The following is a 23,810-nucleotide window of genomic DNA, read 5'->3' as shown; positions in this document are numbered from 1 at the left end:
CAACAACCGTAAATCGATGCACATAAGCTATGCGTGACATCCCGGCGTTTCCATGCTAGAAAATCCATATTCCTTAACCAAACATCCGAATTTGCGAGCAAGCCATGAATGATGCCCTGACCGAAATGTTGCGCGGCCTGAGGCTCGATGGTGTCGAATACGGCCGGTGCCGCATGGCCACACCCTGGGCGACGGCTTTTCCCGAACAGGAAGCCGCGCGGTTTCATTTCATCGGCGTCGGTCAGGCGAAATTGCTGAAACCTTCCGGGGAATGGCTGACGCTGACCTGCGGCGACGCCGTGCTTCTGCCGCGAGGGCACGCCCATGTGCTGGGCAGCGGCGAAGATGTGAAGCCCGCCCTTTTCGACCGCTTCGGCAAGAAGGAAGTCTGCCAGGGCATCTTCGACATGGAATGCGCGAGCGCCGGCGGCGATACGGTGGCCTTTACCGCCTCGATGCGTTTCAACATGGACAACCTGCACCCGCTGCTGCAGCTGATGCCGGATGTGATGCTGACCAGCGATCTGGCCAAAAGCGACCCGGCTATCCCCCATCTGCTGGAAGCCATGACGCGCGAGGTGGAACTGAACCGCGTGGGCGCGGGCGGCATTCTGGCACGGCTTGCCGATGTGCTGACCGCGACATTGATCCGCACATGGGTGGAATATGGCTGCGGCGATTCCAGCGGCTGGCTGGCCGCCGTGCGCAATCCCGAACTCGGGCGGGTGCTGGCCGCCATCCACCTCAACCCCGAAAAGGACTGGAGCGTGGAGGAGCTTGCCTCCCTGATGGGCGCATCCCGCTCCAGTTTCGCGGAACGCTTCACCCGCGTGGTGGGCGAAAGCCCGGCCCGTTATGTGGTGCGCGTGCGCATGCATCAGGCGCGGCTGTGGCTGCGCGAAGGCATGCGCGTGACGGTGGCAGCGGAAAAGCTGGGCTACGATTCCGAAGCCTCCTTCAGCCGCGCCTTCAAACGCGTGCTCGGCGCGCCGCCCAGCCAGTTCCGCAGGAAGGACACGGCCGGGCTGGAGGATGCGGCATAGGAATGTGTCTCAGTGGAAATTGCGGGAAATGACCTTTATCCGCTCCACCTCATCTTCATCATCGACTGTAGCCGGCGGGCGTTTCCTAATGGTGCGATGATCCTCCGGCGGCATGCCGTGGTGGAACTCATCGCCGCGCCCATGCGGCAGGGGAAAGGCGCGGTTGCGCTCACCCACACTTGCCAGCGCTTCCGACAAATCGGTCAGCCGGTGGGCGACCAGATGCACCACCTCGCCTTCCCGCTGGATCTTGCCGTAAATGCCTACCATGCCGGCAGACAGCACCACACGCCGGTATTTTTCGAAGGTCTTGACCCAAAGGACAGCATTGGCAATGCCGGTCTCGTCCTCCAGTGTCATGAAGATCACGCCCTTTGCCGAGCCGGGACGCTGGCGCACCAGAACCAGACCCGCCGTTTCCAGCCATGTGCCATCACGCACACGCACCGCCTCCGCGCAGGTAACAATGCGGCGGCGGGAAAGATCGCGCCGCAGGAAGGTCATGGGATGTTCGCGCAGGGTCAGCCCCACATGGCCGTAATCCTGCACAACCTCGCCACCATCCGTCATGGGCCGGAGCGCGACGGAGGGTTCCTGAAGTTCGTCCACGACAGTATTTTCCCGGCTGGCGGCGGCGGCGAAAAGCGGCAGCGGCTCATCCCGCAAAGCCTTGATGGCCCAGAGCGCTTCGCGTCTGGCAAGCGAAAGCGACGGCAAAAAGGCATCGGCTTCGGCCAGACAGACCAAGGCAGCAGCAGGAACGCCCGCCCTTCGCCAGAGATCATCCACCGAGGCAAACGCCCGGTCCTGCCGGCCGGCGACGATATCGGCAGCGTGATTGTTGGAAAGCCCCTTCACCAGGCGCATGCCGAGCCGCACGGCATAACGCTCTTTACCATTGGCATCGCTCTTGCCGGTCGGTTCCAGCATGCAATCGAAGCGGCTGTTATTGACGCAGACCGGGCGCACCTCCACGCCATGATCGCGCGCATCGCGCACGATCTGCGCCGGGGCGTAAAATCCCATGGGCTGCGAATTGAGAAGCGCCGTGCAGAAAATATCGGGATAATGGCACTTCAGCCATGAAGAGGCATAGGCAATCAATGCGAAGGAGGCTGCATGACTTTCGGGAAAACCATAACTGCCGAAACCTTCGAGCTGTTTGAAGATGCGTTCGGCGAAGTCCTGCTCATAACCGCGCTCCACCATGCCATCGATCAGATCCTGTCTGAATTTGGAGATGGTACCGACATTCTTGAAGGTTGCCATGGCACGGCGCAACTGATCCGCCTTGCCGGGTGAAAACCCCGCGCATTCGATGGCGACGCGCATGGCCTGCTCCTGAAACAGCGGAACGCCCAGCGTCTTGCCCAGAACTCTTCGCAATTCTTCCTTCGGATAATGAACCGGCTCCTTTTCCTGCCTTCGGCGAAGGTAGGGATGCACCATATCGCCTTGAATTGGGCCAGGACGAACGATAGCCACCTGAATGACGAGATCGTAGAATTCCTTCGGTTTAAGCCGCGGCAGCATGGACATCTGCGCCCGGCTTTCAATCTGGAAGGTGCCCAGCGTATCGGCCTTCTGGATCATGGCAAAAGTGGCATCGTCCTTGGGCGGCATGGAAGTGAGATCGTATTTCTTGCCGTCCCGTGCCTCCAGCATGTCGAAGCCGCGTTTCATGCAGGAGAGCATGCCGAGCGCCAGACAATCCATTTTCATGAATTTGACGATATCGATATCGTCCTTGTCCCACTCGATGATCTGGCGGTCATCCATGGCAGCGGGCTCGATCGGCACCAGCTCATCCAGCCGGTCATGGGTCAAAACAAAGCCGCCCGGATGCTGGCTGTGGTGACGCGGTGTGCCGACAAGCTGATTGGCAAGTTCAAAGGCAAGTTGCAGGCGGCGGTCCTCCATATTGAGGTTCAACTCTTTCACCTGCTTTTCGCCGACCCCCTCGCTCCACCGCCACACTTGCGAGGAGAGAAGTTTGGTCAAATCTTCCGGTAACCCCAGAACCTTACCGACATCCCGCAGCGCCCCACGCCCGCGATAACGGGTAACAACCGAACAAAGCGCAGCCTTGTCCCGACCATAGGTGTCATAAACCCACTGGATGACCTCCTCACGCCGCTGATGTTCGAAATCCACGTCGATATCAGGCGGTTCGCGCCGTTCTTCCGAGACGAAGCGTTCGAACAGGAGATCAACCTTTACAGGATCGATGGCGGTTATGCCGAGCACGTAGCACACCACCGAATTGGCCGCCGAGCCGCGTCCCTGGCAGAGAATATCCTTCCCGCGCGCAAATTGGACGATGGCGTTCACCGTCAGAAAATAGGGGGCGTATTCCAGCCGGCCTATTAGCCCCAGCTCATGATGCAGCGCCTTTTCCACCTTCTCCGGCAAGCCCTCGGGATAACGCACCGGCACCCTCTCCCAAACCATCTTCTCCAGCGCCTGCTGCGCTGTCAGCCCCGGCAGGCTGCGCTCCTCGGGATATTGATAGACCAGCTCCTCCAGCGAAAATTTGCAGCGCTTCGCGATTTCGAGACTGTGGGCCAGCGCCTCGGGGTAACGGGCAAACAGCCGGTGCATTTCCTCCGGCGGCTTCATATAGCGGTCGGCATGCCGCTCGCGCCGGAAACCAGCCTCGTCGATGGTGCAATTGTGCCGGATGCAGGTGACGACATCCTGCAGCATGCGCCGTTCCGGCACATGAAAAAGCACGTCATTGGTGACAACAGTCGGCACACCAGCCGCTTCGGCCATAGCTGACAGTTCGAAAAGCCGCATCTGGTCGTTGGGGCGTCTTCTGAGGCTAAGCGCCATATAGGCCCGGTCCGCAAAAGCTGTCTTCAGCCGGCGCAGGCGAAGCGCGCATAGATCGTCGGCCAGATCGGCGAGCAGCACGACGATCAGGCCTTCGCCATAGGCAACGAGATCGTCCCAAGCAAGCCGGCATTTTCCCTTGCCGCCCCTTTTCTTGCCGATGGAAAGCAGCCGGCAAAGCCGGCCGTAGGCCGGGCGATCCATGGGATAGGCAAGCACGGAAAGATCATCGTCCAGATCGAGCCGGCAGCCGATGACAAGGCGGATGCCATGATTATTGGCGGCTTCATAAGCGCGGGGAATGCCCGCAAGGCTGTTGCGGTCCACGATACCAAGCGCCTCGATGCCGAGTCTTTTGGCCTGTTCGAAAAGCTCATCGCAGGAGCTTGCGCCGCGCAGGAAGGAAAAATGGGTGGTCACCTGAAGTTCGGCGTAAAGCGGCGTATTCATGCGAAAACCCCGTGGATGAACCAGCCCTGCGAGCCGGTCTCGGCATGTTCGCCGTCGCCGGAGCGGAAAATCCAGAAGCGCTCGCCGCTTTCATTTTCCACCGTGAAATAATCGCGCACGGCAGCCTTTTCCCGGTCGCGTTTCCACCATTCGCCGAACACCCGCTCCGGCCCGTCGGCGCGCCGCACATTGTGGCGCACGCCTTTCCAGAGGAAATAACGCGGCGGATGGTCCGGCAGCAGCGCCAGCGTTTCGATGGGTTCCGGCCTTGTAAAAAGCCTGACCGGACGCGGCCAGTGGCCGGGCCAGCCGAGCCTATCCTCTGGTGCCAGCGCCGCAACGGGGGCAACGGAGCGTTCCGGCACATCGCTTGCCACCGCCGCATAACGATAGACCCGGTGGCCACGATTGAGGATGACATCGACCGTATCGGCGATGTCCGCACGGCCTTCCTCCAGAAGCGAGGATCGGGCCTGCGCGGCGACAAGCGGCTCGGCATGGGTGGCGGTCAGCACCATCATCTCAATGCCAAAGCCGGGATCGATGGTGTCGATACGGTCGGTCAAAAGCCGGACAAGCTGTTTGACATCGCGCACCGGTCTGGACGCGCCGGCCCGTATGGCCTGCAGGCCGCTATCCACCCGGTGCAGCACCAGATCGACCCGGCGTGCGCCGAGGCCGCGCTTTTCCAGCGCGACACAAAGCTCCGCAACCAGTTTTTGCGTATAGCGGGCAATCGTCTCCGCCGCCGCGATCGGCTCGGGAAAGGCGCGACGCACCTCCACCAGTTCGGCCACACGCACCGGTTCGATGGGTTCGCCGATCTCGCTGAGCGCCTGGGAAAGACGGCGCACGAGTTCGGGGCCGAAACGCAGGGTGAGCGGCGCACGCGGTGCTTCGGCAAGCTCGCCGATGCTGCGAAAACCGAGCACCTTCAACTCGGAAACGATCCGCTCTTCCAGCCTCAACGCGGCAAGTGGCAAGCCGCTGATCGCCACCCGCTGCCCGCCCAGCGGCACGATGCTGATCGCCTGACGGCCAAAACGCGCCAGCGCATGGGCCGCGCCCCAGCTATCGGCAATGGCGGCGCGGGCGGCAAAGCCTGCGGCATGCAGGCGGTTGACCATGCCGCTCAGCATCAGCGTCTCATTGCCGTGCAGATGGTCCGCACCCGCCGTGTCCAGCACCAGCCCGTCCGGTTGGTCGGCGGCGACGATGGGTGCATAGATGCGCAGGAAATGAAAGGCCAGCTGCTGCAGGGCGCGGGCATCTCCATCCGCATCCAGATCTTCCACGAGAAGACCCGGCACCAGCGCCTGCGCCTTGCTGACCGGCGTGCCGTGCCGGATGCCCGCCGCCTTTGCCGCCTTGTCGAGCGCCAGCACCAGCCGGCGGCTGCCCTGGCGGCCAATCATGACCAGCGGCTTTTCAACCGGCGGCGCGTCCTTGCCCGAAAGACGCCGGAAACGATCCGTCGGCCATGTCGGCAGGTAGAGCGAGACGACCCTTTGCATCACAGGCTTCCACTTCAAATTCGGCACTTTCGCCGCCGCGACATCGCAAAAGTTCCAGAAACCAGCGCGGCCTGCCCACCCCCGGTACCGGCAAGGGGGATGAGGGTCGGACGGAGATGCGCCAGCGGGTCATCGCTGCCGTCGGCTCGCCGAACAGCGCCGCATCGGTCGCACGCCGGAAACGACGAATGGCGATGCCGGTAACACCGGAGTTTTCCGCCGCCAGTTGCAGCCGCCGCGAGGCGTTCATCGGCAGCTTCGCCAGCTCGCCCATCACCGCGCCGAAACCGTTGCAGCGTAAGCCCTCCTCGAAACAGTCGAGCACACCTTTTTCATCGCGGCATTCAACGATGATGACCCGGTTCTGCGACAGGCCGGCCTGCGTCAGCCCCGGCATGAACAGATCCCGGCGGGTGACACACCATAAAACCTTGCCGGAAAGCCGTGCCGCCACACCGGCCGCAAAAAGGGCGGCCGCCGCGCCATCGGCAGCGCCATTGCCGCCGCCGCTCACCTCATGCAGGCAACCGAGCTTCAGCCCGCCTCCCGGCAGGCGATGGTCGATGGCATCCACGCCGAAAGGCAAGGTCTCGTGCAGGCGCGGAGCGCCGTTATCGATCCTTTCCAGCCTTTCACGCAGCTCTTCGACAACGAGCAACTGATCCGCGCGCTTTTGCATGGCATGACAGGTTTCAATTCCGGTTATTCATCTTTATTGTTCCTGTTTTGTTCCTATTTCAGCAAAGAGTCAAGCAATAGGCTGCCGGTCTTCAACAGTTTGCACGGGAAGAGAGGATTCTGGCCTTGCGGCCCTCTGCCCTGCCGTTAAAACGGAATTGTTCGCTCGCCGCCTGTTTTACCCTGACAGCCGCCGGCAAGGGACATTATGGTTTGGAGGAAACCGCCGATGATCGCCAGCATTCTGATTGCCGTGGTTGCGGCCATCCATATTTACATCGTCATTCTGGAAATGCTGCTGTGGGAAAAACCAGCCGGCCGCAAGGCCTTCGGTCTTTCCGCGGATTTTGCCCGGCAGACGAAAGTACTGGCCGCCAATCAGGGACTATATAACGGTTTTCTCGCAGCGGGGCTGATCTATGGGCTGATGCAGGGCGATGAAGGGCTGAGCTTCAAGGTTTTCTTCCTGACCTGCGTTCTGGTGGCCGGTATTTTCGGCGCCATCACCGCCAATATGAAGATTCTGTTCATTCAGGCATTGCCGGCATTGTTCGCGCTCGGCTTCCTCTGGATCGGAGCATGAACCGATGAGCGCATGGAACGATCACAGCGCAAAAGACGCCCTCAACCGGATTTTCATGGCGGCAGTGGCAAGCGCCGATCCGGCAAAGGTGCTGCAACACCACCTTCCCTCCCCGCCCAAAGGCCGCTGCGTGGTGGTGGGCGCCGGCAAGGCTTCCGCCGCCATGGCTGCCGCGCTCGAAGCGGCATGGCCGCATGTCGATCTTTCCGGTGTGTTGGTGACGCGTTACGGTCATGCCGTCCCGACTGCGCACATCGAGATCATCGAGGCTTCCCATCCCGTGCCGGACGATAAAAGCGCGGAAGCGGCAAAACGCATTCTCGCAGCCGTTGAAGGCCTGACTACCGACGACATGGTCATCGCGCTGATTTCCGGCGGCGGTTCGGCGCTGATGGTGGCACCGGCAGAAGGCATGACGCTTGCCGACAAGATGGCCGTCAATCGTGCCCTTTTGGCCAGCGGCGCGACGATTTCCGAAATGAACGCCGTGCGCAAACATCTCTCCCGCATCAAGGGCGGGCGGCTGGCGCTGGCTGCCAAACCGGCCAAGGTCGTTTCGCTGCTGATTTCCGATGTGCCGGGCGACGACCCCTCCGAAATCGCCTCCGGCCCGACGGTCGCCGATCCGAGCGATATTGAAACCGTGCGGGAAATTGTCTCCCGTTATGCGCTCGATCTTCCCGAAAACGTGCGCAAAGTGCTGGAAAAAGGCGAGGAAACCCCGAAGGCCGGCGATATCGACGAGGATATCCGGCTCATCGCGGCTCCTTCGCTCGCCTTGCAGGCGGCAGCGGATGAGGCCGTGAAACTCGGCCTTACGCCGCTCATCCTCGGAGATTCGCTGGAAGGCGAATCCAGGGATGTCGGCGCTGTCATGGCCGGCATCGCGCTTTCCGCCAGTCGCAAGGGCCTGCCGGTGAAAGGCCCGGCCGTGCTGCTTTCCGGCGGTGAAACCACAGTGACGCTGAACAGGGGCGTTGGCGGCAAGGAACCGGCCGGCAAGGGCGGCCGCAATACGGAATTCCTGCTCAGCCTTGCGCTGACGCTCAAAGGTGCGGACGGTATCTGGGCGATTGCCGGCGATAGCGACGGCATAGACGGCGTGGAGGATGCGGCGGGTGCGGTGGTGACACCGGACACGCTTGCCCGCATGCGCAAAGCCGGTGTCGATCCGCGTCAGTCGCTCGTGGGCCACGACAGCTACACCGCTTTCAAGGCAGCAGGAGACCTTGTCGTGACGGGGCCGACGCTGACGAATGTGAATGATATCCGCGCGATTTTGATCGGGTGATAGCGGAGAAGTTCGCAACGATTACGGGCTTTCCCGCGCGTGGATCGCGGAGGGAAGACGTTTTGACTATGCCCTCGGACAGGAGTAATCTGGCGGGATATCCTTTGGAGCCTCAGCCATGCGACCTGGAGTGCTCATACTTGGCCTGATCATGGCCCTTATTCCGACTTTGGCGGATGCCCACAATTGCAAATGCCGAAATCGCGGCGTCATGTTCCAGCTCGGCCAGACATCCTGCCTGAAGGTCGATGGCAGTTCTTATCTCGCGCGCTGCGAGATGAAGCTCAATGTTTCGTCCTGGACCAAGCTTCAGGACGGTTGCCCCATAACGGAAAGGGTGCAGACGCAATCAACCCGCGTCAATTGATCCTATCGGCAGATGACGCCAAGGGCATCTTCTCCCCGGCATCGGGGAGAAGAAATATGCGGCAACCTTGTCTTACAGCTTCACCCAGCCGCCATTCTTCTTGCCGGACTCGATGCAGGCCGTGACGAAAGCGACACCCTTAACCCCGTCGTCCAAGGTCGGGTAAATCACCGCCTTGTCGAGCGCCGAGCCGGTGCGGCGGGCTTCGATGGCATGCGCAGCCTCGGTGTAGATGGTGGCGAAGGCTTCGAGATAACCTTCCGGATGGCCGGACGGAATGCGGGTGACGCGCGCTGCGGCAGCCCCTGCCCCGGCGCCGCCGCGGGTGATCAACTGCTTGGGTTCGCCAAGCCTCGTGAACCAGAGATAGTTCGGGTCCGCCTGCGTCCACTCTATGCCGGCCTTGTCGCCATAAACACGAACCTTCAGCCCGTTTTCGTGACCGACCGCAACCTGGCTGCACCAGAGCAGCCCCTTGGCCGCCTGCTTGCCGCCCTTTTGCTTGAAGCGCAGCATCACATGCGCATTGTCGTCCAGCCGGCGGCCTTCGACAAAGGTGTGCACATCCGCCGCCAGCTCATCCGCTTCCAGACCGGAAATGAAGCAACCGAGATTATAGGCATGGGTGCCAATATCGCCGGTGGAGCCGCCGACGCCCGATTGCGCCGGATCGGTACGCCAGACGGCCTGTTTCGCGCCGGTCTGTTCCACCGCTTCCGTCAGCCAGTCCTGCGGATATTCCATCTGCACCAGACGGATATTGCCGAGTTCACCGGCCTCCACCAGTTCGCGCGCATGCCGCACCATCGGATAGCCGGTATAATTATGCGTGAGGATGAAGAGGGCATCGGCCTTGTCGGCCACCTGCTTCAGCTTTTTGGCATCTTCCAGATTGGAGGTCAGCGGCTTGTCGCAGATGACATGGATGCCGCGCTCCAGAAACGCCTTGGCGGCCGGATAATGCACATGGTTGGGCGTAACGATCGCCACCGCCTCTATGCCATCCTCGCGCAGCGCTTCCTTTTCGGCCATTTCCTCGAACGAACCGTAGCAACGCTCGGGATCGAGCCCCAGCTCACGGCCGGAGGCGACGGATTTTTCCGGCGTCGAGGACAGGGCCCCCGCCACGAGATCGAAGCGATTGTCGAGTCGCGCGGCCATGCGGTGAACGCCGCCGATAAATGCGCCCGAACCGCCACCCACCATGCCAAGGCGAATCCGCCTGTTCGCCTTGTCGGTTGTCTTTCCTTCAATAGCCATAATATCTCCCCTGAAATGCTCTCAAAGCCCAAGCATACGGCGGTTGGCCGCATCGTCCGTGCCGCTCGATGCGAAATCGTCAAAGGCTTTTTCCGTGACGCGGATGATATGCGCCTTGACGAATTCGGCTCCTTCCCGAGCACCGTCTTCAGGATGCTTCAGCGCGCATTCCCATTCGACCACGGCCCAGCCATCGAAATCATTGGCCGCCATTTTCGAGAAGACGGCACCGAAATCCACCTGCCCGTCGCCCAGCGAACGGAACCGGCCCGCGCGGTTGACCCAGCCCTGATAACCGCCATAAACGCCCTGCCGCCCGGTCGGATTGAACTCCGCATCCTTGACGTGGAACATCTTGATGCGGTCTTTGTAGATGTCGATATTGTCGAGATAATCGAGGCATTGCAGAATGTAATGCGACGGATCGTAGAGCATGTTGGCGCGCTTGTGGTTCTTCACCCGCTCCAGGAACATCTCGAACGTCACGCCATCATGCAGGTCTTCGCCGGGATGGATTTCGTAGCAGACATCCACACCCTGCTCATCGGCATAATCGAGGATCGGCGTCCAGCGTTTCGCCAGCTCGTCGAAGGCTGTTTCAACCAGACCGGCCGGACGCTGCGGCCACGGGTAAACGAAGGGCCAGGCAAGTGCGCCGGAGAAGGTCGCATGCGCCTTGATGCCGAGATTTTTCGACGCTTTCAGCGCCAGCTTCACCTGCTCCACCGCCCATTGCTGGCGGGCCTTCGGATTGCCGCGCACTTCAGGCGCTGCAAAACCATCGAACGCCTCGTCATAGGCCGGGTGAACGGCAACCAGCTGGCCCTGCAAGTGGGTGGAAAGCTCGGTCACCTCGACACCGTTCTGGCGCGCGACCCCGGCAAATTCGTCGCAATAATCCTTCGATTCCGCCGCTTTTTTGAGATCGATCAGCTGTCCGGCCCATGTTGGCACCTGCACGCCGGCATAGCCCTTTTCCGCCGCCCATTTGGTAATGCCGTCCCAGCTGTTGAAAGGTGCGGCATCGCCGGCAAACTGGCCGAGAAAAAGACCCGGCCCCTTGATCGTTCTCATAAAAATCTCCTCCTGCATCGATACAGTTTCGCGGTAATCCGCTTTTTTCCCAAGCGCCAAGCTAACCGCTCGTGATTTTCAAACAAGCCCCAAAAGCGGAGGGACGAGAGAATTTCCGCATTTCGTTGAAAATGCGGAAGGCGCTTAAAGCGCCAGTCCGCTCGCCCTGTCGAAGACGTGCACACGCTCATGGTGCACGGTGGCGGCAAAGGGAGTGTTGACCTTGACCGGCTGCTCGCCATCCACCACCGCCGTCACATGATCGCCCGCCAGTTCGAAGATCACATGGGTCTGTGCGCCCGTCGGCTCCACCAGCAGCGTCCGGCCCGAGAGCGACACATCACCGCCGATGGCCGAGCCGATATGTTCCGGCCTCAAGCCAATCGTCACCGGCTGGCCGCGTTTCACCTTTCGAGAGGCGGCAATGCGGATCGCGGTTCCGTCCTTCAGCCGGGCCGCCGGCTGGTCTCCCTCGCCATCGACCACACATTCGATGAGGTTCATGGCCGGTGAGCCGATGAAGGCGGCGACGAAGAGATTGGCGGGCGTCTTGTAGAGCTCGAGCGGCGTGCCCTGCTGTTCGATGCGACCGTGATTGAGCACCACGACCCGGTCCGCCAGTGTCATCGCCTCGATCTGGTCATGGGTGACATAGATGGAGGTGGTGCCGACCTTCTGATGAAGCGCCTTGATTTCGCTGCGCATCTGCACGCGAAGCTTGGCGTCCAGGTTGGACAGCGGCTCATCGAACAGGAAGACGGCCGGATTGCGCACCACCGCGCGGCCCATGGCGACACGCTGGCGCTGGCCACCGGAGAGTTGCGAGGGCTTGCGGTCGAGAAGCTTGCCAAGATCGAGCATGCGGGCGGCCTCCGCCACGCGCTCCTCGATGACGTTTTTCGGCTGGCCGGCGAGCTTCAGGTTGAAGCCCATATTTTCGGCCACCGTCATATGCGGATAAAGCGCATAGGACTGGAACACCATGGCGATGTTGCGCTCGCGCGGGGTCATGCCGTTGACAACCTTGTCGCCGATGAGGATATCCCCATCGGTGATTTCCTCCAGCCCGGCGATCATGCGCAGAAGCGTGGACTTGCCGCAACCGGAAGGGCCTACCAGCGCGATGAATTCACCATCCGCTATATCAAGCGAGATGCCGTGGATGACATCGAGCGCGGCATAGGACTTGGCGATATTCTTAAGTTCGACGGAAGCCATGTTTTGCTCCTTTCAGGTCACGATTTGACGGCACCGGCCGTCAGGCCCGCGATGATGTGTTTCTGTGCGAGGAAGAAGACGATAACGGTCGGCAGGATCGTCAGCGTGATGAAGGCGAGAACGAGCTGCCATTCGGTGCCGAATTCGCCGCGATAGACCATGATGCCGAGCGGCCAGGGATATTTCGATTCCGAATTCAGCATGATCAGCGGCAGGATGTAGCTGTTCCAGCTGCCAACGAAGGAAACGATGCCGACGGTCGCCACGATCGGCCGCGAAAGCGGCACGGAAATGTGCCAGAAGAAGCGCAAGTATCCACAGCCATCCACGAAGGCCGCCTGAAACAGCTCTTCCGGCAGATTGCGGAAATAGTTGCGGAACAGGAGAATGCTCATGCCGAGCCCGAAGGCCACCTGCGGCAGCACCACACCCCAATAGGTATCGAGCAGGCCAAGATCGCGGATGCGGATAAACAACGGCAGGATGGCGGTGGCCGCCGGGAACATCAGCCCCAGCAGGAAATAATTGAGCAGGAAGGACGAGCCGAAGAACTTCACATGCGCGAAGGTGAAGGCCGCCATGGCCGAAACGGTGAGCGTCAGGAACACCGTTAACAGCGCGATGACCAGCGAATTGAAGATCTGCAGCCAGTAACGTTTGCCGAAGAGGATATCGCCGTAATTGGCCCATTGCCATTCCGCCGGAATGCCGAACGGATTGACGCGCAGGTCTCCCAGCGTCTTGAAGCCGCCGAGTGCGGTGGTGAGCAGCGGGATGAGCACGATGGCCGCAATCAGGCTCAGCGATATATAAAGATAAAGCTTGGTTTGCAGCGGCATGCGGACGGAGGTGGATGTGTCAGTCATGGCGCATGAAAATCCTTTTGTAACCGAAGGCGAGCGTCACGCAGATGACGAAGAGAACGACGCCGACCGCGCTGCCGAGCCCCACCTGCATGCGCATGACGCCGTAGGTGTAGAGGAAGGTGACCATGGTCTGCGTGGAGTTGGACGGCCCGCCGCCGGTGAGCGGCATGATCATGTCGAAAAGCTGCAGCGAGCCGATGACCGCAAAGAAGACGGAAAGGCGAACGGTGGAGCCGAGCATCGGCAAGGTGACGTATCGGAATTTCTGCCAGCCGGAAGCGCCATCGATTTCGGCTGCTTCCAGCACATTCTTGTCGACGGATTGGAGGCCGGCGATGAACAGCATCATGTGAAAGCCGAAATATTTCCAGACGATGACGCCGAGCACGGCATAGATCGCCACATCCTTGTCAGCCAGCACATAGGGATTGGCAAAACCGAAGAAATTGGAAATGGCGGCAAACAGGCCATAATCGCCATCATAAACGAAACGCCAGATCAGACCCGCCGCGACGTCAGCGAGAACGTAAGGCAGAAAGAACACCAGGCGGAAGGCAACGACGCCGGGAATGCGGTGCGCCAGCATCATGGCGAGCCAGATGGCCAGCGGAATCTGTATCAGGATCGAAATGAGGATGATGAGGCCGTTATTGATCAGGGCCTGCGAGAATGCGGCATTGCCGAAAAGCACCTGGAAATTCTTCAGGCCGACAAAATCGGTCGGCGTGCCGTAGCCGTTCCAGCGGTAAAGGCTGTACCACGCCGCCTCGCCCATGGGCAGGATGACGAACAGGGTAAAGAGCAGCAGTGCGGGCGGCAGGAAGACCAGAAGGGTCAGCGCCCGGTCATGCGCGACCGAGCTTTGCTTGCGCTTTGTCTTCGCCGCGCCGCGCGCCGGTATCGACGCAGAAGTCATGGAAATATCCGTCATCTCTATCCGCTTTCATGGAGGCAGATAAGCAGCGCCGCACATTCGCGGCGCCGCCATGGAAACCAGATCAGCGCAGTTCGAATGCGTCCTGAATCTGCTGGGCACCCTCTTCGGCAGTCATCTGGCCGGAAACGATCTCAACCGAGATATCGTTGACGACACGACCGACGGCAGCGCCGAGCGTCTGGTCAAAGAAGTTCTGGTGCCAGGTGGAAGCAGCCAGCTGCTTGGCGGAATCCGCCAGCAGCGGGTTCTTCACCGCACCGGCAGCCCCTGTGGCAACCGGCAGGATCATACCGGCGGTCGCCATTTTCTCTTCGCTTTCCTTGCTGGTAAGGAAGGTGGCGAAATCGATCGCTTCCTTGGACGCGTTTTTCGTGACAGCCCAGCCGTTCAGGCCGCCTAGCGTATCTGTGGCCTTGCCCGCACCGCCCTCAACGACCGGGAAGGCGAAGCGGCCGATATTGTCTGCGGCCAGCCCCTTGCCGTCACCGGCATTCTTGCGCTGGTTGGCTTCCGTATTGTCGAAACCGAGAATAATCGCTGCCTTGCCATCGCCAAAGACGCCCAGTGCCTGTGGCCAGGTTGCACCAAGATACCCCGGCTGGAAGGGTTCGAGCTTGCCGAACTCGGCCAGTTGCTGACCCGCCTTGATAATCGCCGGATCCATAAAGCCTTCGCCTTCACCCTTGCGGGCTGCGTCAAACACGGCCTGGCCGCCATTGCGCATCACGAGATAGCTCCAGTAGAAGTGGATCGGCCATTTCTCACCGCCGCCACCTGCAATCGGCACGATGCCGGCGTCTTTGATCTTCTTCACCGTCGCGCTGAAGTCCGCCCAGGTCTTAATGTCCTCGGCCTTCACACCGGCCTTGGCGAAAAGCTCCTTGTTATAGAAGAAGCTGACGAGGCTGACACGATAAGGTACGGCCCAGACCTTGCCGTCGAAAGACAGGCCGTCAATTGCGGATGCGTTATAGGCCTGGCGCAGCTTGCCGCCATCGGCGTCGAAAACCTCGGTCAGATCCTTCAGCGCACCGGTTTTGGACTGTTCCTCAAGAACGCCGCCGCCCCAGCTATAGAAGAAATCCGGCACGTCGTTGGATTGCAGCAGCGTCGGCAATTTCGCCTTGAAAGCCTCGTTTTCGAGGAACTGCAGCTGAATATCGACATCGGGGTGCTTGGCCTCGTATTCCTTGGCGATCTCCTCCCAGACAGCCACGGATTTTGGGTCCAATTCCACATGCATCCATTTAACGACGGTCGCCGCCGAGGCGCTGGCCGCGCCGAGCATCAGGGCTATGCTTGTCGTTGCGGCAAAGGCGATCCGCCTGCCGCTCAGGCTTGCGCCTGCGTGCCAATAGGTCATGTTCGTGATCCTCCCTGGGGTTCCTCACCATTTATTCCCCAATGCGGATTAATTCACCCCACACCCTGCCCAATGTCAAGGCGGGTTGCTGATTTTTTACCCTGATGGCTTGACACAACCCTCCCGACAGACGTTATTTAATCCGCAATCCGATATAAATGCGTTTTAGATCGAAGCCGATCGCAGCAGGACCCCATGAAGACCGCAGACCCCGAATTAATGCGCGCGATCAACAGGCTGAGCGTGCTGGACAGCATCCGCCGCCATGGGCCGATCTCGCGGGTGGAAATCAGCGAAAGAACTGAGCTTTCCACCACCACCGTCTCGGCGATCACCGCCTCGCTGCTCGATGACGGGCTTATACTCACCCGTCATATCGGCGATATCCGCACCGAAGGCGCACGCGGCAGGCCGCGCGTGATGCTGGAACTGAACCCGGATGCCGCCCGCGTGGTGGGCGCCAAGATCGCCGCAAGCCGCATGGTCTTCGTCGTCACCGATTTCTGCGGCAACGTGCTTTCAACGCTTGCACTACCGATCCGTGTCGACCGCCAGCCCATCGGCGTCATCGCCGATCTGGTGGAGGACGGGGTGCGGCGCTGCGTCGTTGATGCCGGTCTTTCGCTTGAGGATGTGGACATGGTCTGCCTCGGCCTGCCCGGCGTCATCGAACATCGCACCGGGAAAATTCGCAGCAGCCCGATTTTACGCGAAGTGAACGTCAATTTCGCCGAGGAAATGACCGCACGGCTGAATTCGCCGACCATCATCGAAAGCGACGCCCACGCCATCACGCTCGCCCATCACTGGTTCGGCCATGCGCGCGATCTGGAAGACATGGTGCTGATTTCGCTCGAACAGACGCTCGGGCTTGGCGTGCTGCACCAGAACCAGCTTTTTCGCGGCGCTGGCGGTCTCAGCCACAATCTCGGCGACCTCGTCATCGGCCTTGCCAATGAGGGCACGGTGCGGCTGGCGAGCCAGGCGGGCGAAAACGCCATTCTGGGCTCCCGCCCGGCGGATGGGCGCTTTGCCGAGGCGATCCGGCTCGGCCGTGGCATGCAGCATGCCCATGCATTGATTGCGGCGGAAGACCACGACCTCATCGCGGCCGCTTTGCGCGCCGGCGCAGCGCTTGGCCTGACGCTTGCCAATATCGTCACGCTGTTTGCGCCGCCGCGGGTCATCATCACCGGCTCCAGCCTCGAGCTCGGAGAACCCTTCATCGCCAGTATTCGTGACAGCTACAATGCCGCCGTGCCGCCTTCGCTGGCCGGCGTCGCCGAGCTGGTTTTCGACATTGCGAGCGACGAATTATGGGCGCAGGGGGCTGCGGCCGTCGCGCTTTACGAACTTTACGAATCGCCATGGAACACCACGGGACCGGCGCTTTAACCCACGGGTTGAGCACGGGCTTCGGCATTTCTGATTTACGGGAGGAAATCACATGAACAGGGTCGGTATCGGCATCATCGGCTGCGGCAACATCTCCAGCGCCTATCTCAAGGCCATGGCGTCGTTTCCCATTCTCGACATTCGCGGTCTTGCGGATATGAACGAGGAGGCCGCAAAGGCCCGCGCCGATGAATTCGGTCTCCAGGCAAAAAGCATCGACGCGCTTCTCTCCGATCCTTCCGTGGAGATCATCGTCAACCTGACCATTCCCAAAGCGCATGTGGAAGTTGGCCTGCGCGCGCTGGACGCGGGAAAACATGCCTATTCCGAAAAACCGCTCGGCATCAATTTCGCCGAGGGCAAGCGGCTTGCGGATGCGGCAAAGGCAAAGGGCCTTCGCATCGGCTCGGCCCCGGATACTTTCCTCGGCGGCGGGCACCAGACCGCACGCCGGCTGATCGATGAGGGCGTGCTCGGCCAGCCCGTGGGCGGCACGGCCACCTTCATGTGCCCCGGCCACGAGCGCTGGCACCCCAACCCGGCCTTTTATTACGAGGTCGGCGGCGGGCCGATGCTGGATATGGGACCCTATTACATCACCGATCTCGTCAACCTGTTCGGCCCGGTCGCCAAGGTTGCGGGCTTTGCCATCGCGCCGCGCAATGAGCGCCTCATTACCAGCGAGCCGAAGAACGGTGAAAAAATCCCCGTCCACGTCGCCACACATGTGTCCGGCGTGCTGGCTTTTGAGAACGGCGCCGTGGTGCAGGTGGGCATGAGCTTCGATGTGGCAGGCCACAAACATGTGCCGCTGGAACTCTATGGCACCGAAGGTACCCTGATCGTCCCCGATCCAAATCATTTCGGCGGCGAGGTGCAATTGCTGAAAAAGGGCGGCCAGTTCGAGCCGCAGGCGCTATCATCCCCCTATGCGGACGGCAATTATCGTTCGATAGGCGTAGCGGATATGGCCCATGCCATCCGCGAGAACCGCCCGCATCGCGCCAATGGCGATCTTGCCCTGCATGTGCTGGAGGTGATGGAAGCCTTCCAGACCGCATCGGACACCGGCACCGCCGTTTCCATCACCACCAAGGCGGAGCGCCCTGCTCCGCTTGAAACATCGCTGGTCAACGGCCAGCTCGGCAAATAATTCGGAGGAGGAAATAAATGCGCGAAGCACTTATCGTCTGGGGCGGCTGGAGCGGCCACGAGCCGCAGGAATGCGCCACCATCGTCAAGGACATGCTGGAGGAGGACGGTTTCAAGGTCTATGTGGAGCACTCAACCGAGGCCTTCGCCGATCCTTCGGTGCATGATCTGAGCCTCGTGGTGCCCATCGTCACCATGTCGAAGATCGAAAAGGAAGAGATCAAGAACCTGACGGCCGCCGTGGAAAACGGCGTCGGCATTGCCGGTTTTCATGGCGGTGCGGGCGACAGTTTCCGCGAATGCGTCGAATATCAGTTCATGATCGGCGGCCAATGGGTCGCCCATCCCGGCAATATCATCGACTACCATGTCAACATCACCCGCCCCGACGACCCGCTGATGGAGGGGATTTCCGATTTCCCCTATACGTCGGAGCAATATTACATGCATGTCGACCCCTCCAACGAGGTGCTGGCGACGACGAAATTCACCGGCGATCATGCCTGGTGGATCGACGGCGTGGTGATGCCGGTGGTCTGGAAACGCAAATACGGCAAGGGCCGAGTTTTCTATTCGGCGCTCGGCCATCAGGCCAAGGAGTTTTCCGTGCCGCAGATGAAAACCATGTTCCGCCGTGGCGCGAATTGGGCGGCGCGTTGAGGTTGTCGGTAGGAGGCGGCCAAGTACTCTCTCCGTCATGCCGGACTTGATCCGGCATCCAGCAGCCGCGCGTCTGCGCGGCGTCAGGAGTCTTTCACGATCAAGGACTTGATCGCGCTGGACCCCGGATCAAGTCCGGGGTGACGGAGAATGGCTGTGTGAACCGCCCTCTCCTCAACCCCGAACGATTTCTTCCGCCGCCATCGCCACGCTGAGAACATGATCGTCCGTGCCGTGCAGGCCGGAAAGCAGCAGGCCGACCGGCATGCCCGCATCGCCCGTTCCGCAGGGGATCGAAACACCGCAGAGATCGAAAAAATTGCCGATCTGGGTGTTACGCAGGGTCTTCGCATTCATGGCGAAAAAGGCATCGTCACTCTCGAGAAGCGGCGCGACTTTGGCCGCGACATGCGGCAATGTCGGCGATACCAGCAGCTCTTGCCTGCCAATCATGCCGGAAAACGCCGCCGTCATGCGTTCGCGCGCCTCGATGATGGCGATATAGTCCGGCAGGGAAATATTCGCGCCGAGCCCTGCTCTGGCCACCACGCGCGGGTCCATGCGGGCGGCGTCGGCACCTTCCAGCCGGGTCTTGTGCAGGGCGAAGGCCTCTGCCGTCACCAGCGCACCCTTTTCCCTGATAAGATCGAACAGTTCCGAAAAAATCGGGAATGCCTGCCGCCGCACCGAAGCGCCGGCGCGGACGAGACGTTCCACCGCCTGCTCGAAAGCGGCTGCGACGCCATCCTCGATGCCATCGAAAAAGACAGTTTCCGGCACCACCAGAGACAGGCCGGAAAGGGGTGCGCGCGTGAGATCGGCAGCCGCCTTGCCGCGCATGGCGGCATCCACCCAGACGGCATCCTGTACGGTGTGCGTGAGCGGGCCGAGCGAATCAAGGCTTTTCGCCAAGGGATAAACGCCGCGCATCGAATAACGGCCACGACTTGCCTTGTAACCCACCACGCCGTTGAAGGCAGCGGGAATACGCACCGATCCGCCGGTATCTGTGCCGATCGCCACCGGCACCAGACCAGCAGCCACGGCGACACCCGCACCCGACGAAGAGCCGCCCGGCAGGCGGTGACCATCCGTAGAAGCAGGATTGCGGGGCGTACCGTAATGCGGATTGATGCCGAGACCGGAAAACGCGAACTCGCTCATATTGGTACGGCCGATGCAGATCATGCCTGCCTGTTTCAGCGCCGTCACCGCATCCGCGTCGCGAGACGCAGGCTTGTCGTTGGCAAGCACCGTCGATCCCGCCGTGGTCGCCATGCCTTCAAGGTCAAACAGGTCCTTCCACGCCACCGGAATACCATCGAGCACACCACAGGAACGGCCCTCACCAATGCGTTTTGCCGCGGCTTCCGCCTCCGACATCGCACGCGCCGCCGTCAACTCGACAAAAATCGCGCGATCGTCCCCGCCGCCGATCGCATCCAGCGTCTCTTCCACAAGGGCACGCGGATCGAGATGGCCGCTCTGGAGGAGAACGGAAAGCTGCGCGATGTTTTTGCCTTTATGAGCCATGATATCTTCCCTGAAAGCAGCATGTTGCGCACAACATGCCGTTTATCGGCCAGTTGGCAAGGCCAATCGCCGCGCTATCGATGACCGGCATGCCGGATCGGAAAGCATGGCAGCGATCGCAGAATTTTGGAGTTTATCCTTGACGATTCATTTCCAACCTCCGATTTTTTCAACCTGAGGTGCAGGAACGCCATCTCTTATATAAGCTACGACTATAAAAAGACGGATTAATTCTTAATCGCATCTAAACTTTGTTGAATTATTTAGCAGACAGCATTGAAATGCATGCCCTATAAAATTCCATAAAACAATTATAACGCGACATCGCGGGGGACTATCGCGAATGGAAGACACTGCCTATCGCGGGACAGATAGACAGGTTGAACCGGGCCACACGCTTCGCTCGCCAACGCAGCCGGAAACCGGCCGGTTTTCGCGGCGGCGTTCGCTCGCCAGCAAGATAACCCTGATATTCCTCGGCGGCGTGATCTTTTCCTACAGCATCGGTGCGCTTGTCGGCTGGTATATGTTCGTCGCCGCCGCCAGCGAGCAATGGCTCAACCAGGCCCGCGTCAATTCGCAGATCGCCAGCGCCACGCTTCGCAGCATCTACACTTATGTCAGCGTGACCGCCGATGCCGACGGGCAGGTCAACGGCATATTGACCGACAAACCCATCGGCGACGACGAATCCATTCTCGTCACCGGCTTCAACCCCAGCGATGTTCTCGCGCTTATCGGCGCGCAGACCAAGAATGCCGTCTGGCTTTTCCGTTATGACGAGGCAGATTCCGGATTCCGGCAGATCGCGGCGGCTTTCGACAACGCCACCGATGACGATGAAAAGCCGCTCGCCACCGATCCCATCTTTTCCCGGGATGCGGTCGCCGCGCGTTTTTCCACCGGTTTTGCGACCATCGGCGAATCCAGCCACTATATCGGCCTGCTGCCGATCATCAGCACGGAAACGAAGAAACCCATCGGCGCGGTCGCCGTCAGCATCGGCGGCTCGGACGCGCTTTATGGCGCGCAGCGCAAGCTCATCTATAATTCGCTCGCCGCGCTGATCGTGGTTTTGACTGTCACCGGCGTGCTTGTGACCGTCATCGCCCGGCATTTCCTGAAACCGGTCCCGGCGCTGGTGCAGGCGACGCTTCGGATCGCCCGCGAGGAAACGGATGTCGCCACGCCGTTTCAGGAGCGGCGGGACGAGATCGGCGACATGGCCACCGCCATCGAGACGTTGCGCGAGGCGGTTCTGGAACGCGGACGCCTGCGGCAGATTCGCGATATGGCGCAGCAGCTGGAACATATGGCCCATCACGATGCGCTCACCGGACTTCCTAACCGCGTGCTGCTGATGAAGACGCTCGAAAACCGTCTCGAACAGCTTGCCGCGTCAGGCCAGCCGTTCAATGTCATGCTGCTCGATCTGGACCGCTTCAAGGCCGTCAATGACACACTTGGACACGCCGCCGGCGATGCCCTGCTAGTGGCGGTGGCCTCACGGATTTCCGCCGTGCTGGGTGAAAACGACATGGTGAGCCGTCTCGGCGGCGACGAATTCGCGATCATACAATCGGCAAACGGCGACTGCGAGAGCGACGCGGCGATGCTGGCCGCGCGGGTGGTGCATGCCGTCTCGCGCAGTTTCGGTCTCGAAGGCAGCGATATCAGCATCGATACCAGCATCGGCATCGCCTGCGCGCCGGGCCACGGCACATCCGCAACGCAGCTTCTGCAACATGCCGATCTCGGCCTTTACCGGGCGAAATCCATGGGCTGCGGCTATTTCGTCTTTTATGAGCCAGGCATGGACATGGCGGCGCAGCACAAGCATGCGCTGGAAATAGACATGAAATCCGCGCTCGAAAACCAGGAGTTCGAGCTGCACTATCAGCCGGTTGTCAATCTGCAGAGCGGTCGCATCGTCGCTTATGAAGCGCTGGCCCGCTGGCGACACAGCAAGCTTGGTCTCATCGCACCGGACCGCTTCATCGCGCTTGCCGAAGAAAACAACTTCATCAAGCCGTTGGGCGAGTGGGTTCTGGCGCAGGCCTGTAGAGATGCGATGACATGGCCGAAGGATATCAGACTCGCCGTCAATCTATCCGCCGTTCAGCTCAGCAATGACGACATCGTACCGATAGTGGACCGGGCGCTTGAAACATCCGGCTTCCCGGCGGAACGGCTTGAACTGGAAGTGACGGAAACGGTCATGCTGGAGCGCGACAACAGCGCCCGAGCCCTGAAACTGCTGAAGGAAAGGGGCGTTCGCCTCGCGCTTGACGATTTCGGCACCGGTTATGCGGGGCTCAGCACGCTCACCCATGTCGCCTTCGACAAGATCAAGATCGACCGGGAATTCGTCTCCGGCCTGCCGTCCAATCCCATGTGTTCCGCCATCGTCAACACCGTCATCGACATGGCTGAACAGATCGGTCTTAAGGTCACCGCAGAGGGCGTCGAAAACAGGGAGCAGGTCGAAGCGCTCAAGCTTTCCGGCTGCGACGAAGCGCAGGGCTATTATTTTGCCGAGCCCGCGCCGCTTGCCCGCATTCTCAAGAACCGCGCCGTCATCGCTCCAATTGCGAAGGATGAATTCGGCGATATCGGTAGACCGACACAGGAAACCTATTGCCCACCGCAAAAAGCCATTTGAGAAACCGGCCGCCGGCCCAGAGGACATAAAATGCGTCTTTCAGTATTTTGCCTTTTCCTCACATGCCTTGCTCCCATCACGCCTCTCCAGGCTGCCGGCGAAGGCGATACGCTTCAGCAGATCGCCAAAACCGCAAAGATCCGCATCGGCTATCGCGAAGCCGAACCGCCCTTTTCCTATCAATTGCCGAATGGGGAGATCACCGGTTTCTCGACCGATCTTTGTCGGGCGATCAGCGAAGATATTCGCAGGAAACTGAAGCTCGACAGGATCGAACTCGAATACGTCAAGGCGACACCCGCAACCCGCTTTATTCTTGTCCGCGGCGGCCAGATCGACATTGAATGCGCGGCCACGACCAATAATAGCGAACGCCGCAAAATCGTGGATTTCTCCTATCCCAATTTCATGACCGCAACGCAGTTTCTCTCCCGCAAACAGGACAATCTGAAAAGCCTTGCCGATCTTGCCGGGCGGTCCGTCACATCCGCTTCCGGCACGGTCAATATCGAGCAGCTCAATGCCGTGAACCGGGCAAAGAACCTCAATATCTCGGTGATGCCGACGAAAACCAATGAGGAAGCCTTCGAACTCGTGGTTTCCGGCAAGGCCTCCGCCTTTGTCATGGATGGCATATTGCTCGCGGCGCTCGCGGCAACGTCAGAGAATCCGGCCCTCTATGCGCTTTCTGAGGAAACGCTGAGCGCCCCCGAACCCTATGGCCTGGTTTTCCGGCGCAACGACCCCGGTTTCAAGGCGGCGGTCAATGAAAGCCTTCGGCATATTTTCACCGGGCCGGTCATTCATGGCCTTTATGAAAAGTGGTTCACCAAGCCCATTCCCCCAAACGGCATGAACCTGAACCTGCCGATGGCCGCCGCTCTGAAACAGGCATACGAACATCCGAGCGAATACCGGGACTGAGAGCG

At 60.5% G+C, this 23,810-nt stretch carries 19 protein-coding genes; 9 read left to right on the top strand and 10 right to left on the bottom strand.

The features are described from left to right. Window positions 1–104: 104 nt before the first annotated feature. Window positions 105–1,043, top strand: coding sequence for an AraC family transcriptional regulator (locus F3H58_RS08585; protein ID WP_149741891.1), 939 nt, complete (start codon window positions 105–107; stop codon window positions 1,041–1,043). 9 nt (window positions 1,044–1,052) lie between these two features. Here the strand turns inward: F3H58_RS08585 and F3H58_RS08580 are convergent, their stop codons facing one another. Genes F3H58_RS08580 through F3H58_RS08570 form a run of 3 tightly spaced genes read right to left on the bottom strand, consistent with a single transcriptional unit; the run spans window position 1,053 to window position 6,521 of the window. After that, window positions 1,053–4,328 carry an error-prone DNA polymerase gene (locus F3H58_RS08580; RefSeq protein WP_149741890.1) on the bottom strand — a complete coding sequence of 1,092 codons (3,276 nt, stop codon included), beginning with the start codon at window positions 4,326–4,328 and terminating at the stop codon, window positions 1,053–1,055. Continuing rightward, complete coding sequence (locus F3H58_RS08575) at window positions 4,325–5,842, bottom strand: Y-family DNA polymerase (RefSeq protein WP_188128833.1); 1,518 nt, start codon at window positions 5,840–5,842, stop codon at window positions 4,325–4,327. Before F3H58_RS08575 ends, F3H58_RS08580 begins: the two co-directional genes overlap by 4 nt. Beyond that, window positions 5,757–6,521, bottom strand: a complete 765-nt coding sequence (locus tag F3H58_RS08570; protein WP_149741889.1) for an ImuA family protein — start codon at window positions 6,519–6,521, stop codon at window positions 5,757–5,759. Before F3H58_RS08570 ends, F3H58_RS08575 begins: the two co-directional genes overlap by 86 nt. 228 nt (window positions 6,522–6,749) lie before the next feature. On the opposite strand from F3H58_RS08570, the gene F3H58_RS08565 reads away from it, so the two are divergent. The 3 genes from F3H58_RS08565 to F3H58_RS08555 all read left to right on the top strand — a co-directional run bounded on the left by F3H58_RS08565 (window position 6,750) and on the right by F3H58_RS08555 (window position 8,761). Next, window positions 6,750–7,103, top strand: a complete 354-nt coding sequence (locus F3H58_RS08565; protein ID WP_078052716.1) for a DUF1304 domain-containing protein — start codon at window positions 6,750–6,752, stop codon at window positions 7,101–7,103. A 4-nt stretch (window positions 7,104–7,107) separates the two neighbouring features. Then, window positions 7,108–8,394, top strand: a complete 1,287-nt coding sequence (locus F3H58_RS08560; RefSeq protein WP_149741888.1) for a glycerate kinase type-2 family protein — start codon at window positions 7,108–7,110, stop codon at window positions 8,392–8,394. A 118-nt stretch (window positions 8,395–8,512) separates the two neighbouring features. Beyond that, window positions 8,513–8,761: a hypothetical protein gene (locus F3H58_RS08555; protein ID WP_149741887.1), complete on the top strand. Its 249-nt coding sequence runs from the start codon at window positions 8,513–8,515 to the stop codon at window positions 8,759–8,761. A 72-nt stretch (window positions 8,762–8,833) separates the two neighbouring features. On the opposite strand, the gene F3H58_RS08550 is transcribed toward F3H58_RS08555, so the two are convergent. The 6 genes from F3H58_RS08550 to F3H58_RS08525 form a co-directional block, all read right to left on the bottom strand. Beyond that, window positions 8,834–10,021, bottom strand: a complete 1,188-nt coding sequence (locus F3H58_RS08550) for a Gfo/Idh/MocA family protein (RefSeq protein ID WP_149741886.1) — start codon at window positions 10,019–10,021, stop codon at window positions 8,834–8,836. 21 nt (window positions 10,022–10,042) lie between these two features. Further along, complete coding sequence (locus tag F3H58_RS08545; protein ID WP_065655529.1) at window positions 10,043–11,095, bottom strand: sugar phosphate isomerase/epimerase family protein; 1,053 nt, start codon at window positions 11,093–11,095, stop codon at window positions 10,043–10,045. A gap of 144 nt (window positions 11,096–11,239) precedes the next feature. Then, window positions 11,240–12,313 carry an ABC transporter ATP-binding protein gene (locus tag F3H58_RS08540; RefSeq protein ID WP_149741885.1) on the bottom strand — a complete coding sequence of 358 codons (1,074 nt, stop codon included), beginning with the start codon at window positions 12,311–12,313 and terminating at the stop codon, window positions 11,240–11,242. A 17-nt stretch (window positions 12,314–12,330) separates the two neighbouring features. Beyond that, the gene (locus tag F3H58_RS08535; protein ID WP_078052712.1) at window positions 12,331–13,179 is read right to left on the bottom strand and encodes a carbohydrate ABC transporter permease; all 849 of its coding nucleotides are present in this window, start codon (window positions 13,177–13,179) and stop codon (window positions 12,331–12,333) included. Beyond that, complete coding sequence (locus F3H58_RS08530; RefSeq protein WP_078052711.1) at window positions 13,172–14,110, bottom strand: carbohydrate ABC transporter permease; 939 nt, start codon at window positions 14,108–14,110, stop codon at window positions 13,172–13,174. The genes F3H58_RS08535 and F3H58_RS08530 overlap by 8 nt, the downstream gene beginning before the upstream one ends. 67 nt (window positions 14,111–14,177) lie before the next feature. Then, window positions 14,178–15,479 carry an ABC transporter substrate-binding protein gene (locus F3H58_RS08525; RefSeq protein ID WP_149741884.1) on the bottom strand — a complete coding sequence of 434 codons (1,302 nt, stop codon included), beginning with the start codon at window positions 15,477–15,479 and terminating at the stop codon, window positions 14,178–14,180. Window positions 15,480–15,674: 195 nt separating this feature from the next. On the opposite strand from F3H58_RS08525, the gene F3H58_RS08520 reads away from it, so the two are divergent. Genes F3H58_RS08520 through F3H58_RS08510 form a run of 3 tightly spaced genes read left to right on the top strand, consistent with a single transcriptional unit; the run spans window position 15,675 to window position 18,686 of the window. Then, window positions 15,675–16,874 (top strand): ROK family transcriptional regulator, encoded by a 1,200-nt coding sequence (locus F3H58_RS08520; protein ID WP_065655517.1) that lies wholly within the window; start codon window positions 15,675–15,677, stop codon window positions 16,872–16,874. Window positions 16,875–16,926: 52 nt separating this feature from the next. Next, on the top strand, window positions 16,927–18,027 hold the full coding sequence (locus tag F3H58_RS08515; protein WP_149741883.1) for a Gfo/Idh/MocA family protein: 1,101 nt from the start codon (window positions 16,927–16,929) through the stop codon (window positions 18,025–18,027). Between the two features lie 17 nt (window positions 18,028–18,044). Further along, on the top strand, window positions 18,045–18,686 hold the full coding sequence (locus tag F3H58_RS08510) for a ThuA domain-containing protein (protein ID WP_003523774.1): 642 nt from the start codon (window positions 18,045–18,047) through the stop codon (window positions 18,684–18,686). Window positions 18,687–18,860: 174 nt separating this feature from the next. Here F3H58_RS08510 and F3H58_RS08505 read toward each other — a convergent pair whose 3' ends face one another. Then, window positions 18,861–20,219, bottom strand: a complete 1,359-nt coding sequence (locus F3H58_RS08505; RefSeq protein ID WP_149741882.1) for an amidase — start codon at window positions 20,217–20,219, stop codon at window positions 18,861–18,863. A 343-nt stretch (window positions 20,220–20,562) separates the two neighbouring features. Here F3H58_RS08505 and F3H58_RS08500 point away from each other — a divergent pair, with 343 nt between their 5' ends. Next, window positions 20,563–22,881 carry an EAL domain-containing protein gene (locus F3H58_RS08500; protein ID WP_149741881.1) on the top strand — a complete coding sequence of 773 codons (2,319 nt, stop codon included), beginning with the start codon at window positions 20,563–20,565 and terminating at the stop codon, window positions 22,879–22,881. Between the two features lie 30 nt (window positions 22,882–22,911). Further along, complete coding sequence (locus tag F3H58_RS08495) at window positions 22,912–23,805, top strand: amino acid ABC transporter substrate-binding protein (protein ID WP_149741880.1); 894 nt, start codon at window positions 22,912–22,914, stop codon at window positions 23,803–23,805. Window positions 23,806–23,810: the final 5 nt, after the last annotated feature.

The organism is Rhizobium sp. NFACC06-2, assembly GCF_900101425.1.
GTDB lineage: Bacteria > Pseudomonadota > Alphaproteobacteria > Rhizobiales > Rhizobiaceae > Agrobacterium > Agrobacterium leguminum.
This window is presented reverse-complemented; position numbering and strand designations above follow the sequence as displayed.